At 62.8% G+C, this 14428-nt stretch carries 8 protein-coding genes and 3 pseudogenes; 8 read left to right on the forward strand and 3 right to left on the reverse strand.

From position 1 onward, the window contains the following. The first annotated feature begins 52 nt into the window (after positions 1-52). The 6 genes from ABTV10_RS26770 to ABTV10_RS26795 are packed head-to-tail and all read left to right on the forward strand — an operon-like array spanning position 53 to position 9272. Positions 53-1615, forward strand: coding sequence for an HAL/PAL/TAL family ammonia-lyase (locus tag ABTV10_RS26770; protein ID WP_499035329.1), 1563 nt, complete (start codon positions 53-55; stop codon positions 1613-1615). 3 nt (positions 1616-1618) lie between these two features. After that, positions 1619-3427 (forward strand): AMP-binding protein, encoded by a 1809-nt coding sequence (locus tag ABTV10_RS26775; protein WP_499035330.1) that lies wholly within the window; start codon positions 1619-1621, stop codon positions 3425-3427. Between the two features lie 21 nt (positions 3428-3448). Then, a complete protein-coding gene (locus tag ABTV10_RS26780) occupies positions 3449-4171 on the forward strand; it encodes a thioesterase II family protein (RefSeq protein ID WP_499035331.1) in 723 nt (240 codons plus the stop codon). Beyond that, complete coding sequence (locus ABTV10_RS26785) at positions 4172-4996, forward strand: SDR family oxidoreductase (protein ID WP_499035332.1); 825 nt, start codon at positions 4172-4174, stop codon at positions 4994-4996. Beyond that, complete coding sequence (locus tag ABTV10_RS26790) at positions 4993-7851, forward strand: non-ribosomal peptide synthetase (RefSeq protein WP_499035333.1); 2859 nt, start codon at positions 4993-4995, stop codon at positions 7849-7851. Before ABTV10_RS26785 ends, ABTV10_RS26790 begins: the two co-directional genes overlap by 4 nt. Before the next feature lie 29 nt (positions 7852-7880). Further along, complete coding sequence (locus ABTV10_RS26795; RefSeq protein ID WP_499035334.1) at positions 7881-9272, forward strand: aminotransferase class I/II-fold pyridoxal phosphate-dependent enzyme; 1392 nt, start codon at positions 7881-7883, stop codon at positions 9270-9272. Positions 9273-10083: 811 nt separating this feature from the next. Here the strand turns inward: ABTV10_RS26795 and ABTV10_RS26800 are convergent. Then, positions 10084-10272, reverse strand: coding sequence for a hypothetical protein (locus tag ABTV10_RS26800; RefSeq protein ID WP_499035335.1), 189 nt, complete (start codon positions 10270-10272; stop codon positions 10084-10086). 311 nt (positions 10273-10583) lie between these two features. Between ABTV10_RS26800 and ABTV10_RS26805 the strand changes: the two genes are divergently transcribed. Next, the gene (locus ABTV10_RS26805; protein ID WP_499035337.1) at positions 10584-11846 is read left to right on the forward strand and encodes an IS701 family transposase; all 1263 of its coding nucleotides are present in this window, start codon (positions 10584-10586) and stop codon (positions 11844-11846) included. 102 nt (positions 11847-11948) lie between these two features. Here ABTV10_RS26805 and ABTV10_RS26810 read toward each other — a convergent pair. Further along, positions 11949-12822, reverse strand: a pseudogene (locus ABTV10_RS26810) (IS110 family RNA-guided transposase); the annotation flags it as partial. A 365-nt stretch (positions 12823-13187) separates the two neighbouring features. Further along, a pseudogene (locus ABTV10_RS26815) lies at positions 13188-13499 on the reverse strand (integrase core domain-containing protein); the annotation flags it as partial. A gap of 68 nt (positions 13500-13567) precedes the next feature. Here ABTV10_RS26815 and ABTV10_RS26820 point away from each other — a divergent pair. Next, positions 13568-14417 (forward strand): annotated as a pseudogene (locus tag ABTV10_RS26820) (transposase); the annotation flags it as partial. Between the last annotated feature and the right edge of the window lie 11 nt (positions 14418-14428).

Consider the following 14428-nt stretch of genomic DNA (forward strand, 5'->3'; position numbering starts at 1 on the left):
CCGGCCCCGCGGAGAATGGTTTGCCAAACAACGACATCGTAAGGACGCAGAAATGACGAACATCCTCCTCGACGGCCACAGTCTCACCCTTGACACGGTGGCCGCAGTGGCGCATGAAATCACCGATCTAGTCGGACTTTCCGACGCCGCGCACAAACAAATCACGGCTTCGAACGTGATGAAAGAGGACTACGTCGCCGCGGGCATCCCGATCTACGGTGTGACCTCTGGATTCGGCGATAGCAGCGCGAAACAGATTCCAGGGAGGAAGGCTGCGGCGCTCCAAGACAACCTGATCAGCTTCCTGGCCGCTGGGACTGGGCCGCCAGCGACCGCTGAGATCGCACGCGCCACTCTGCTTATCCGTGCCAACTGCCTTGCTCGCGGCTGGTCGGGCGTGCGGCCTGAGCTCGTTGAGCTGCTCGTCAACTGTATAAACAACGACATTCTCCCTTTGATTCCGGAACTCGGGTCAGTCGGGGCCAGCGGTGATCTGGTGCCGTTGAGCTACGTGGGTGCGATGCTCATTGGCCGTGGTGAGGTGCTGCATCGAGGAGTCCGCAAGTCGGCCGAGCGCGCCCTGACCGATTGCGGTCTCGAAGCACTGGTCATGGACGCGAAGGAGGGGCTCGCCATTGTCAACGGGACCTCTTTCATGTCCGCGTACGCCGCGCTTGCCATCAAAGACGCGCGCCGGCTTGCGCGTGTCGCAACAGTCTGCGGGGCGTTGGCGAGCCAGGTCCTGAAGGGGAATCCGGACCACTACTCTGACTTCCTTGTCGATCAGAAGCCGCATCATGGCACGGTGCAAGCCGCGGAACTCATGCGCCACCTGCTAGGCACGGGAACTGTGCGCGACCGCGCACTGGAACAGCTCGATCATCCGGCCGAGATCCGGTATCTCGAGCATCCACTCCAAGACCGGTATTCGGTGCGGTGCACGCCGCAGATCGTCGGCGTCCTTCTCGACACGCTGATGTGGAGCGAGGAGTGGCTCACTATAGAAATCAACTCGTCCAACGACAATCCGCTGTTCGACACCGAGTCGGGCCGGATCTGGAACGGCGGGAACTTCTACGGCGGCCACGTGGGTTTGGCAATGGATTCGCTCAAGACCGCGGTTGCCAGTGTCGGTGACATGTTGGATCGACAGCTCGAACTGGTGGTGGACGAGAAGTTCAACAACGGTCTGACCGCGAACCTGATTCCGCGATTGGAATCGACGGATTCGCGGACCGGAGTACTGCACGGTTTCAAGGGCATGCAGATCGCAGCCTCGGCGTTAACCGCGGAGGCGCTGAAGCTGACGATGCCCGCTACTTCGTTCTCAAGATCGACCGAGGCCCACAACCAGGACAAGGTCAGCATGGGCACGATCGCTGCACGTGACGCGCGCACAGTCATCGAACTGGTGCGCAAAGTCGCCGCTATCCACCTGTTGGCCCTGTGTCAGGCCGCGGACCTTCGCGGTACCGAGGTGTTGACACCGGCTACGCACGCGATCTATCGCCTGGTGCGCGATACTTCTCCCTTTGTCGATTCCGACCGGCCACTCGACGTCGACATTGACGCGATCGCCACATTGATAGCAGCCGGCGCCTTTGAGGAGGGCTGAGCCATGCACAGCAGACTGCCCAGCGTCCGTATTCCGGACGAAATGCTGCACGACTACATCTTCGGTGACCTCACACCCGAAGCATCAGCCGGCGTCGCCCTCGTGGACCCTGCGACCGGCAGTGAAACGACCTATCGCGAACTACGTTTGCAGATTGCCGAATTCGCGAAGGCACTGTCGTCGATTGGCGTCGGGCGCGGCGATACCGTTGCGGTGTATCTTCCCAACTCACGTGCGTATCCGGTAGTGGTGTACGGGATTTTGGAATCGGGTGCAGTTGCGACGACCGTCAATGCCGGCTACACCGCGGATGAGGTCCTTCATCAACTGGTCGACTCCGGGGCGAAGTTCCTCGTCGCGCGCGGCGCCGCGGATGGCGTCGCCTGCGAAGCGGCGAGTCGGGCCGGGATGCCGCCCGAGAGGATCATTCCGGAGCCAGATCTCAGCTTGGCGGTGATGTCGACGTCGCCAGGAAAGCGACCCGGGCCGGACCCTGATCAAGTTGCCCTGCTGCCGTATTCGTCCGGTACCGCGGGGGGGCCGAAGGGCGTGATGCTCACGCACCGCAACATCGTCGCGAACGTCGCCCAGACCCAATATCTGTTGGGAGTAGCGCCGACCGATACCGTACTGGCGGTAGTGCCCTTCGCACACATATACGGACTATCTCTCGCGTTGTGCACGACACTCAAGAATCGCGCGCGACTGATCCCGCTTCCACAGTTCGATCTACTCGAGTATCTGTCGGTGATCGAAAGATATCGATGCACGTTTCTATTCGTGTCTCCGCCGATCGCTCTTCTTCTCGCGAAGGACCCGGCAGTCGACGCGCACGACCTCGGCAGTGTCCACACAGTTTTCTCGGGTGCCGCGCCGCTCGACGGCGACCTGGCAGCGGCGCTGGAGCGACGCTTGGGCTGTACGGTGCGGCAGGGGTATGGCATGACCGAACTGAGCCCGGTGAGTCACCTAGTTCCGCACGGCTGGAACGACATCCCTGCCGGCAGCGTCGGTGTCCTGGTGCCAAACTCCGAACAGAAGCTCATCGATATTGACACCGGCGCCGAGATCGAACCGCCAGAGCAGGGCATCAGCACGCCAGGGGAACTGCTGTTCAAAGGTCCGAACATGATGGCGGGATACCTCGGAAACCCGGATGCGACACGCGACACTATCGATGCGGATGGCTTCTTGCACACAGGAGATATCGCGACGATCGGGCCCGGCGGCATCGTCAAGATTGTCGATCGACGCAAGGAGCTGATCAAAGTTCGCGGCTATCAAGTCGCACCAGCCGAGTTGGAAGCAGTGCTGCTACTTCACCATAAGATCGCCGATGCGGCGGTGACGGCGATGAGTGATGAATACGGTAACGAACGTCCGCGTGCGTGGGTGGTCGTTCGGAACGGTGAACAACTCACCGCGGCCGAGGTTCGTGCGTTCATTGACGTCCGGGTGACTGAGTACAAACGACTCGGAGCCGTGGAGTTCGTTGATCGGATACCGAAGAGCCCGGCCGGAAAGATCCTCCGTAAAGAGCTGGCTGCCCGGCCGACACCTCAAGGCCCGCGCACCCTCGTGGACCGTTCGATGGCCTACTTCGCCGGCGGCGCCGCCGATCCCGAGATGGATCCCGACTCCGGACTGCTCGCGAACGGCTTCGATTCGCTGACCGTGATCGATCTCAAGAACCGTCTCGCAGACCACTACGGAGTCGAAGTGACCATCGCGCAGCTAATGCGTGCACCGTCCCTGAACCACATCGTCAACCGCCTGGTCGGCGGCGAAAGCGCCCACCAGGCAGTGGACTGACCCCACCGCACAACTTTTGAAATGGAGAACACGGTGTCCAAGACGTTATTGCTGTGCCTGCCCTTCGCTGGTGGTGGCGCGAGTTCATTCCATTCGTGGCAGCGTGTCAGCCCGGACGAGGTGGAGATCCTCCCACTGCAACTGCCCGGCCGCGAGCGCAGATTCGACGAGGTACCGCTGACCTCCATCCACGCCGCGGTGGCCGATCTTGCCGGGCAACTGCCCGTCGATCTTCACCAGCGTCGCGTCGCTCTATTCGGACATAGCCTCGGTGCCGTCTTGGCCTTCGAATTGGCGATCGCGATCGAGCAGACCGGCACCGTCGTCACCCGGCTCTTCGCCAGTGGATCCCCATCGCCCTATGACGGTCGCGACGCCACCGCATCCGCCGCCGACGACAGTGAATTCGTCGAACGCGTCAAGAACTTCGCAGGATATGATCACCCCGCACTCGCGAATCCTGAACTGCGCGAGCTGATCCTGCCGGTACTGCGGGCCGACGTCGGCATGCACGAGGCGTACCGTGCTGACCCGACACGCTTGATCGACGCGCCGATCACGGTGCTGCGCGGTCGAGACGACGATCTGGTGCCAGCTGAGGCAGTCGCCGGCTGGGCGGGGGCGACATCGTCGGGAACTGTCACGCACGTCGACATGGATGGGGGACACATGTATCTCACGGATCACAGTGCGCAGATCGTGAGCATGGTCGTCGAGCAGACGTCGGTCAAGGCGGTGCAGTAGATGCGTCTGGCCGGCAAGACAGTGCTGGTGACAGGTGCCGCGCGTGGGCTTGGACGGGCGTGCGCGGTTGCCTGTGCAGCCGAGGGGGCCGATGTTGCAGTGATGGACGTTGGTGCCGACATCGACGGCGTGCCCTACCCACTCGGCACCAAAAGCCAACTCGAGTGCACTGCCGAACAGTGCCGGGCGGTGGGCGGCTCTGCTCTCGTGGTTCTCGGTGATCTCCGCTCGACCGAGCAGTGTCGTGACACGGTTCTCGCGACATTGGCCCGTTACGGGAAATGTGATGCCCTCATCAACTCTGGCGGAATTGCGGCACCCTCAGGTGAACCGGTGCACAAGATCACCGAACAACAATGGGAACTAATGGTTGACATCGATCTGAACGGTGCGTGGCGGATGACCAAGTACGTCGTGCCCGGCATGATCAAGCGTCGGGCGGGCAGCATAGTCAACATCTCGTCTACCGCGGGCCTGGTCGGTTACCGAAATTTCGCGGCGTACGTAGCGGCGAAACACGGACTCATCGGACTCACTAAGGCGGCGGCTCTAGACTTCGGCCCACATCAGGTGCGCGTGAACGCTCTGTGCCCAGGATCGGTCCGTGACAAAGCCTCCGTCGAAGGCCGGATGCTTCAAGAGATCGCGCACGCGCTAGACCTGCCGGCCACGGACTACGAGTCCACGTTTGTGCAGTCACAGCCTATGAACCGGCTGATCGAGCCGGAGGACGTGGCAGGCGCCGCTGTGTGGTTAGTTTCGGATGCAGCACGGCAAGTCACCGGAACGGCTATGCCGGTCGACGGAGGGTACTCTGCCAGGTGAGCGGCGACATGATCCACTCCCACGGTCTGGCGGTGCTCACTGACGGACGACCGGACATCGGCGAATTGCGGTTTGCGGTCGCGAAGTTGACTCAGCGCTCGACCGACTCCGATGCTGCTGTCGGTTGGTACGTCGACACGGAAACTTTGCCGTTCACCCGCGAAAGCGGCGCCGCACAGCGATGGCTGCGGCGTGAGTCCGAGCGCGTGCTTGCTGCCGCCGCAGGGCAGCGACTTCGGCTTACCGTCGCTCAGTTCGTCGACGGATGGGCTCTAGTGGTCGTTGCGGATCGCCGATTCGCCGATCGTGCGACGTTGGGTCGGCTCGTGAACGGTCTCGACACCGCTCCGTGTCCGGCGAACAACAGTGGTAGCCCTATGCTTGGTGGTAGCCCTATGCTTGGCGAGGAAATAGCCGCAGTCGAGAGTGGCACGAGACTCGGCGTGGGATGGGGCTCGGTCGAGCATGCAGCGCAGTGGAGTCAAGAGCATTCGATCGGTGTCGCGCAGCGCACGATCTATGACTGCGATACAGCCGGCATCCACGAGGCCGCATTAGCAGCGATCTCCTCGGTCCTTGGCAGATACGCTTCAACGCGGACGGTAGCTACCGGGCTTCTACAGGCCGGTACGCCGATGTCGATCATGTTGTGCTGCAATCAGGTTTGTAATCAAGAACAGACAGTATCGCAGCTCTGTGACGCATTTGAACCCGCTGGCCTCCGGGCCAACTCAATGCCTCTTGACCAATCACGGATAGAACAGTTGGGGCGCAACGGTCGCCTTGACACGGTGTTGATCGTCGTAGACAACATTGACAATATGTTGGAGTCCAATCGAATTCACTACGATCTGGGCTCCTTCGATGAGTTTGCGATGGCAGTCCATCTCGAACTGCACGGCGAGGGCAAAGCAGTGCTGTCCTTTCACGCGAGCACGGCGATCGTCTCCGCCATCGCACTTGAGCAGTTCGCCACCGATGTTGCTCGCTTCTGCGGCGATCTGCTGGAAAGCGAGGATTCGGCACTAGTTGGGCACCGGCCTCTCGCCTCGTCTCATCAAGGCTCTCCCAGCGCCGCTACGCTTGATGGCCCTACCAGGACAGTCGTTGATTCCATCCGAGATCGTGCGTGTGATCCGAACGCAGTTGCCGTCATCGATGGTCCGAAATCCATATCCTATCGTGACCTCTATTCGACAAGTGGTCGGATCGCGGCGGGTCTACGCGCGCGCGGAATCGGTGCCGGCGATCGCGTGGCGGTGTGTCTCACGCGATCCATAGAGCTAGTTGCCGCACTGCTCGGCGTGATTCGCGCTGGCGCTGCCTATGTTCCAATCGATCCCGATTGGCCCGCCGAACGGTGCCGATACGTGCTGTCGGATGCCGGGACACGCCTGTCGATCGGGGACGCCGAGATAGTAGCGGGGTTCGACGGCGTCACGGTTACTGTTGAGGAAATTCTAGATGCGGTCGCTCCCATGGCCGGTGCTTCTGATGACCTCAGCGATCCGAATCTTCCTGCATATGTCATATACACGTCCGGTTCTACTGGGCGGCCCAAAGGTGTGGAGATCCCCCTCGACAACATCATGAGGCTGGTCGCTGCTGGCGTGACTCAGTTCTCCCTTGACGCGCAAGATAATTGGACCTTCTTCCACTCGGCCGCATTCGATTTCTCGGTGTGGGAGATCTGGGGCTGTCTGGCTACCGGAGGGCGCCTCGTCGTCGTTCCGTACTTCGTAGCGCGGTCACCCGTCGAATTTTGGCAACTAGTCCGCAGTGAGCGGATCACCATCGTCAGTCAAACCCCCTCGGCGTTCGGCCAACTCGTCGCCGCGGCCGAACGCGCACCTGGATCGACAGCGCTGCGCCTGATAGTGCTTGGCGGTGCACCCCTGGACCCTGCGCCTGCGTTGCGCTGGTTCGATCTGATGCCGGAGGAGGTGTGTCGCGTGGTGAATATGTACGGCATCACCGAGACCACGGTGCACGTAACGGCAGAGTCACTGACTCGGCGTGCAGTGCTCACGAATCCACGCAGTGTCGGCAGACCTCTGCCGGGGTGGGGCCTCGAGATCCGGGATAGCGCGGGCCGCGCAGTTCCCCCCTTCGTCAGGGGTGAGATCTGGGTGTCGGGGGTCGGGCTTGCGCACGGCTACGTGAACCGTCCAGAACTCACGGCTGAGCGATTCGTCACCGACTCCGAGACCGATGTTCGCTACTACCGTAGCGGTGACATCGGCCGTGCCCTGCCCGACGGTCGAATCGAACACCTGGGCCGGATGGACAACCAGGTCAAGATCCGCGGATATCGCATCGAACTCGATGAAGTCCGTGGTGTGCTGCTCGAGCAGCCGGAGATCGAGTCCGCAGTAGTTGTCGCACGAGCCGAGCCCGACGATCCGCAGGACATTCGGATCTGTGCCTACCTAGTCGGTCGAGCCCCGATGGCCCGACACGATATCCGCCGCCGCGCCGCACAGCGGCTTCCGGGATATATGGTGCCGTCCAGGATTGCCATCGTGAACTCGTTCCCCCTCACGCACAACGGGAAAGTGGACGTCGAGGCACTCAATAGCCTTGCGCTCAGCAAGGGCGCTGCAGAAGACGCCGTACAGCCGTCCACTGATATCGATACTGCCGTGCAACAGATCTGGAGCCGACTCTTTGGCATCCAGGTTGACAGCGATTCCGACTTCTTCGAGTTGGGTGGAAACTCGCTCCTGGCTGTTACAACATCGAATATGTTGGAGGAGAAGGGGTTTCCGCCTCTTCCGGTTCGTGAACTGTATCGAGGGCCGAATCCGCGGGCCGTGGCCAACTACTATGCGACGATCTCGGACGGAGCGCGGTGACTGCCGGTACACCTCTGCCGCTAGTGTCAATGTTGAGCGGCATCACAGCAGCGACACGGTACAATTTCCATGCAGTACCGTGGGGTGGGGATCTGCCGATTTGTAATGTGGAGCTCCGTGCCGCCTACGAGCAGCTTGCCTTGTCGGACCTGTCGAGTATCGACGTGTCCTGGGGCCGCGATCTGCTGGACTCTCCCTTCTGGCCGACTGGCCCCCTTGCCCTGGCTCAAGCGCGTGCGGCACATGCGTTCTTCTCTGACGCGACGCTCTTCGTCTCGATGGGCACTACCGTGTCGAACGCCATCGCAATTGGAGCCGCGGCGGTGTTCGGAACCAATACACTGATCGATCCCGGAGCGCACCAGTCGCTCCACTTCTCTTGCGATCTAATGGGCTTGCGCACAACTCGGATCCCGGCGCTACCAGATCGTCCAGGCGTGGCGGACCTTGATGCTGCGATGGCGCAGCTTTCCAATGCGCAACGGCGACATGATCCTTTTCATACGCTTGTGCTCGGGGCATCAACTTACGGGGGCCTCCGCCTGCGAACTGATCGGGTCCTCCGAACGGTCCACGAGATGTCGCCGATGACGAACATAGTGTTCGACGACGCGTGGGCCGGCATCCACACCTTTCATCCTGGTACAGGGTCGCTTTCACCGACTGTCGTGGGTGCACGCCTCCGCGAGGATGGTCAATTCTCGGGTTCGATTTGGGTCACGCACTCAGCACACAAGACGATGTGTGCCATGCGGCAAGCAGCGTACGTGCACGTTCTCGGGCCCCAGAAGTCCATAGAGGCAACAGAGTCTGCGATGTACCGGCACCACACCTCGTCGCCGTCCTGGCCGATCATGGCTTCGCTCGACCTTGCGCGCGCACATGCCGAACATGAGGGTGCCACGAGTGTAGATCGGGCGCTGGCCATGCACGGCCGACTGCGGACTCGACTCACGGAGGAAGGAATATTGCGCCCTTGTCGTGAGATTGATCGCCGGGTCGCCGACTGGTACGAGCCGGACGAACTGCGGTTCACCATGCGGATGGGTGGCGCGGCGTCGATCGTCCGTCGGAGGCTGATCGACGAACATAGCGTCTACCTGCCGCACCCGGTTGGTCACGATCTCCTGGCCAACGTCACGATCGGCATTGGGGGTGAGGCGGTCGAGGCGCTTGCGACTGGACTCTTGGCAATAGCGAAGAACCACAAGCCAGCCTCTTGCAATGACGATTGGCCGGATGAGGGGAAAAAGATTGTCGCGGACCGAGTGACTGCGGACTATCTCATCGCCTACCCTCCCGGGGTTCCGATCGCATACCCAGGACGTAGTTTGAACCCCGATGACAGGCGCCGAGTATCATCCGAATTGTCCGGAGGTGCCTCGGTTCACCGAGTGCGGTCACTTCGGGGTGGCACGTAGTTTGTGCAACGGTCCCCATGGGATGACTGCGTTTGGCAGGGCAGCGAGATGCCTGTACAGGCTCGAATTCAGTGGCCTGCATTTCTGTAATCAACTTGGCCGTGCTCTACTCGATTTGGTCGATCAGGCACTTCGCTTCGCTCCCGGGCGATCATCAAGGATGAGTCAATCGACAACTACTTGCATGCGAATCGGGAAGATTGCCAACTAAGAATCAGTGCGCTCAGGCGAACTGGCGATCATCGGCACCTCGCGATCAATCATCCGACGGAATGAGTGTTAGCAGATCTCGCCTCGATCTTTCGTGAGCCGGGCGTCCCGGCCTGATCGAGTTCGGATTGGGGACTGCCCCCAGTTTGGTTGACATCTTGACCTGCCCCAAGATTTCTTACCCATTCCGGTGTGGAGATCGAGCTCTGCTGAGAGGCTGCGTTCGATGCCCCGACCGTATCCGCGGGGCCGTCTCCCAGCGTTCCTCGATCCGCTCCTCGGTGATCATCGGGCGGTCGTAGACCATGCACTCGAGCCACCGAACCAGCTTCTCGCGACCGGCGATGCCGCCTCGCCGGCGCCGGCCATGGCGGCGGCAGCTTCATCAGCCACCTCGTCGCTGCGATCAACCAATTCGCTGAGATAGCCACCGCACACCAAGCCGATTTCGATGGGGTGAAAGGCATAAGCGCGGACTCGCGGCGCTGTACACCCACAACAGCCATCAACCAGCTAGAGACCCGTGGATCTCTCGCCTACTGCCAACTGTTGCTTCGGCCATCGAGGGGGCCGGAACCACGGACAGGATTCTCACGGCCGACTATGAGGTGGTCTGAGGATTTCTTGGCCCGAGTACGCGATCGAGAAGGCGCTCGACGAGTTGGAGAGCCAGTTCTGCTGTGCCGTAGCCGGGAAGCATCCCCTGAGCGAGCCCGGCGGCAGCCGCCAGAATCAGTTCGGCATCGAGGTCAGGATCCATTGGCGGCATGACCGCGTCCCGGTTGCTCACTCGCTGAAGCTGGCCGGAAATGAGCGCTGTCAACTCACTTGGGGCAGTGAGGGTTTCCTCTTTGGCGATCCCCTGTCCGGTCAGCGCGGCGGCGTGGAAGGCGCCGAGGACGATACCTGATCGGGGATGTGTCCAAGGATTCCGTGGCCAGTGCCTGCGAAGATCTCCACTTCCGCTTCGGGTAGAAGATCTGCCAGTCGCGCTGCCACCCGCTCGGGATTGGAGACCACCGTCTAGTAGGACTTTGTTAGGTCTGTCACGGTTGGGTGTAGGGTCTCGAGTTTCGGCGTGATTTTCGAGACGATGATCGGGTGGATGCCGCAGCCCTGTCCGAGGTCGATGAACGTCTTGATTCCTTTGTCGGTGAGGTGTTCTCGTCGTTGTTGCGTAAGGACAGGCTGGCGACGGCAGGGGTGTACACGCGAGGATTGATGCTCAGTGGTGAGCGCAAGTCGATGCAGCCGATGGCGGCCCGACTCGGTGTCGATCATCAGCGGTTGCAGCAGTTCGTAACCACCTCCCCGTGGCAGGTCGAACCGGTACGGATGGTGCTCTCACGCAAGGCGTGCGAGCTCATCACACCGGACGCGTGGGTGGTCGACGACACGGGGTTCGGTAAGGACGGCGATTCCTCTCCATGTGTTGCCCGGCAGTACTCGGGCACGTTGGGCAAGGTTGGCAACTGCCAGGTCGCGGTCAGTGTGCACGCCGCGTCCGACGACGCGTCGTGTCCGTTGAACTGGCGACTGTTCGTGCCGCAGAGCTGGGACGACACCTGCGCCGACGACCCGGACGCCGCGGGCGTCGTCGCGGCACGTCGGAAGAAGTCGGCGATACCCGACGGGGAGCGGCACCGGCCGAAATGGGAGATGGCAGTGGAGATGATCGACGAACTGATCGCCTGGGGCCGGCCCCGGCCTGATGTCGTGGTCGCGGACGTCGGCTACGGCGAGGGCGCACAGTTCCGCGCCGCACTCTCCGACCGCGGTATCCCCTACATGGTGGCAGTCAAAGCGGCGACCGGCGTCTACCCGGCCGACGCCCAACCCGAGACCCCGCCCCGGATCGGCCCCGGCCGTCCTTTCACCGCCCGCTACCGGGTGCCGAAGTCCAGCTGCAAGGACATGGTGGTCGCCGCCGGACCGGATGCGGCACAGGAGGTGTCGTGGCGGCGCGGCACCAAGACCACACCCGGCAATCCTGACGCCGTCATGCGCTCCCGGTTCGTCGCACTACGGGCCCGACCCGCCGGCCACCGAGTGCCTCGCGCCACCGACGGATCGGTCGAGCAGGTGTGGCTACTGGCCGAATGGCCCATCGGTGCAACAGAACCCACCGACTACTGGCTCTCCACCCTGCCCGCCGACACCCCGATCGACGAGCTCGTCCGCCTCGCGAAACTCCGCTGGCGCATCGAACACGACTACCGCGAACTCAAAGTCGCCCTGGGCCTCGACCACTTCGAAGGCCGCTCCTGGATCGGTTGGCACCACCACGCCACCCTCGTCACCGCAGCCCACCTGTTCCTGACCACCCTGCGACTAACCGACCCAAAAGCCGGTGGGCAGGGCTGACCCTCTACGGCATCGTCCGCGAACTCCAACGCGTACTTGCCCGTTGGATCGGCACCTGCCCGATCTGTCACCACACCTTTCCGACCTAACAAAGTCCTACTAGGCCGCCTCGACCAGCAGCCTGCGGGCGTGGGTGTTCCCGGTCTTGGTGATGGCGCCCTGCACACGTGACGGACCCGACGAGTACTCCGACGGCACCAATCCGACGAAGGATCCGATCGTGTTGCCGGTGAACCGATTCCAGTCCCCGATCTCCACGGCCAACCCGAACCCGGTCAAGGTTGCTCACCCCACGCAGACAGCACATCCGGTGGACGGTCGGGGTGAACTCGCTCGCCGTGGCCATCTCCTCGATCGCGGTGTCGAGTCACCGGCGCCGGGCCTGCATCGTCAAGACGTGGTCGTAATCGGCGTCGAACGCCATCCGCGTCGCGGGTGAGGTCAACTGCGGTGCCGCTTCGGTGCGCAGCCACCGGTCGTGCGCTCCGGCCGGGGCGGCGCCGCCGTAGTAGACGATGCCGTGCCGCAGCAGCAGTTTCGACAGGCGATGCCGCGCCCGCATGAGATCACCGCGGCAGTCCTCGCGCGCCCGCACCAGGTCCCGGGCCGCTTCCTGATCCGCGGTCGGGATCGACACCGAGGTGATCTCGTCGAGGCGCAGCAACCGTGCCAGATGCACCGCGTCCCGGGCGTCGGTCTTGACCCGGTCCCCGGGCGGTTTCTGCAGCTTCGAGGGTGCGGCGACCTCGCACCGGACCCCGGCGGCGGTCAACGCCCGATACAACCCGAAGCCGGTCGGGCCGGCCTCGTAGACCGCCGCTGCCGGTCCCGGCAGGTCCGCGATCCAGGACGGGATGTGCTCGTAGGACGGGGTCAACCGGGCCGCGAACACCTCACCCGTGACACCGTCGATGGCCGCTGCCGCGACCGAACGTGCGTGCACGTCCAGTCCAACGCTCGTACGCTCGGTAAACACCGGGGCCTCCCACAATTGTCGGATAGGCCGAACAGACGGGTTCGTCTGCTCGGTAACCCACGAATCTTGTGCGTGAGGCCCCGGCCCGCAAGAGCGGTCCACAGCCGGCCCTTCCGGGGGCGTTTCTCGATCACTGCCTTCCCGCCCGGCGCAGGCTGTCGATGTCAACGTGGAGCACGCGCAGCGCAGCGAGCATGAACGACGTTGACGTCGGTCCCGTGCCGGGCGGAGCCTCACCGATCGAGGGGCGCCGACCCACTCGGGGCGAACTCACGACAAGTCGTGTGTCACTCCATACCGTCTAGAGCCCACCATTGCGGCACCACGAATGCGTCAAGGTGAATCGCCCCGGAATGTCTGGAGACTTACGAGTTTGAGAACTCAGCGACCGGCTGAGTTCGGTGATCACGGTAGTAGAGGGCTTCGTACTCGGCCGGCGGCAGGTCGCCGCAGTGCTCGTACAACCGCCGGTGATTGAACCAGTCGACGCATTCGAGAGTGGCGACTTCGACCTGGTCAACGGTCCGCCACGGGCCCTGGGCCTTGATCAGTTCGGTCTTGTAGAGGCCGTTGATCGATTCGGCGAGCGCGTTGTCGTAGCTGTTGCCGGTGGCGCCGATCCAGGCATCGATGCCGGCGTCGAGGAGTCGCTCGGTGAAGGCCACCGACGTGTATTTGGGCGAATTCAATCGGTCGTCGCAACACCTCGATCATGGAGGTGGCGATGGGACGTCCAGCAGGATGGATGAAGGAACTCACGGGCAGATCCCCAATGAAGTCGCCTGGTGCGCCATCACATCGACGGGAGGTCGAGCGGCGGTTCTGGTGTGAGATCGCGACGGGCGTGACGAGCGAGGCAGCAGCGGCGGCGGTCGGCGTGTCGCCCGCCGTCGGTACCAGGTGGTTCCGGGATCGTGGCGGGATGCCGACGTTCATGATCACCCCGCTCATTGGCCGGTATCTGTCGTTCGAGGAGCGGGAGGAGATCGCGCTACTCAAAGCGAGGGGCGCAGGGGCGTGAGATCGCTCGCGCGGTGGGCAGGGATCCGTCGACGATCTCACGGGAGCTGCGCCGCAATGCGGCCACACGTGGCGGCACTCTCGACTATCGGGCGTCGGTGGCGCAGTGGAAAGCGGAGTTGGTTGCGCGGCGTCCGAAGACCGCGAAGCTCGTGTCGAACGCTCCGCTCCGGGAGTATGTGCAGGACAAGCTCGCTGGTGTTGTCCGCGACGCTAAAGGCAACGTGGTTGCCGGGCCTGCCGCACCGGAGTGGAAGGGCCGCAACAAGCCGCATCGGGGTGATCGGGCGTGGGTGACCGCGTGGAGCCCGGAACAGATCTCCCGCCGGCTCGAGGTGGACTTCCCGGACGACGAGTCCATGCGCATCAGCCACGAAGCGATCTACCAGGCACTCTATGTCCGCAGTCGCGGCGGGCTCGACCGCGCAATGGTCGTGCACCTGCGTACCGGGCGTGCGCTGCGAGTGCCGAGAGCGCGGGCGAAGCGGCAGGCCTGGGCACACGTCGCGCCGCACACACTCATCAGCGAGCGTCCCGATGAGGTCGCCGATCGCGGGGTTCCTGGGCATTGGGAATCTCAATGCTG

The sequence above is a fragment of the Paraburkholderia sp. RHO2 genome (assembly GCF_050955445.1).
GTDB classification, from domain to species: domain Bacteria; phylum Actinomycetota; class Actinomycetes; order Mycobacteriales; family Mycobacteriaceae; genus Prescottella; species Prescottella agglutinans_A.

What these genes read in the sequence shown, in the direction of transcription:
- ABTV10_RS26770 (WP_499035329.1), top strand. Translation starts at nt 53, where the DNA reads ATGACGAACATCCTCCTCGACGGCCACAGTCTCACCCTTGACACGGTG.
- ABTV10_RS26775 (WP_499035330.1), top strand. Translation starts at nt 1,619, where the DNA reads ATGCACAGCAGACTGCCCAGCGTCCGTATTCCGGACGAAATGCTGCAC.
- ABTV10_RS26780 (WP_499035331.1), top strand. Translation starts at nt 3,449, where the DNA reads ATGGAGAACACGGTGTCCAAGACGTTATTGCTGTGCCTGCCCTTCGCT.
- ABTV10_RS26785 (WP_499035332.1), top strand. Translation starts at nt 4,172, where the DNA reads ATGCGTCTGGCCGGCAAGACAGTGCTGGTGACAGGTGCCGCGCGTGGG.
- ABTV10_RS26795 (WP_499035334.1), top strand. Translation starts at nt 7,881, where the DNA reads ATGTTGAGCGGCATCACAGCAGCGACACGGTACAATTTCCATGCAGTA.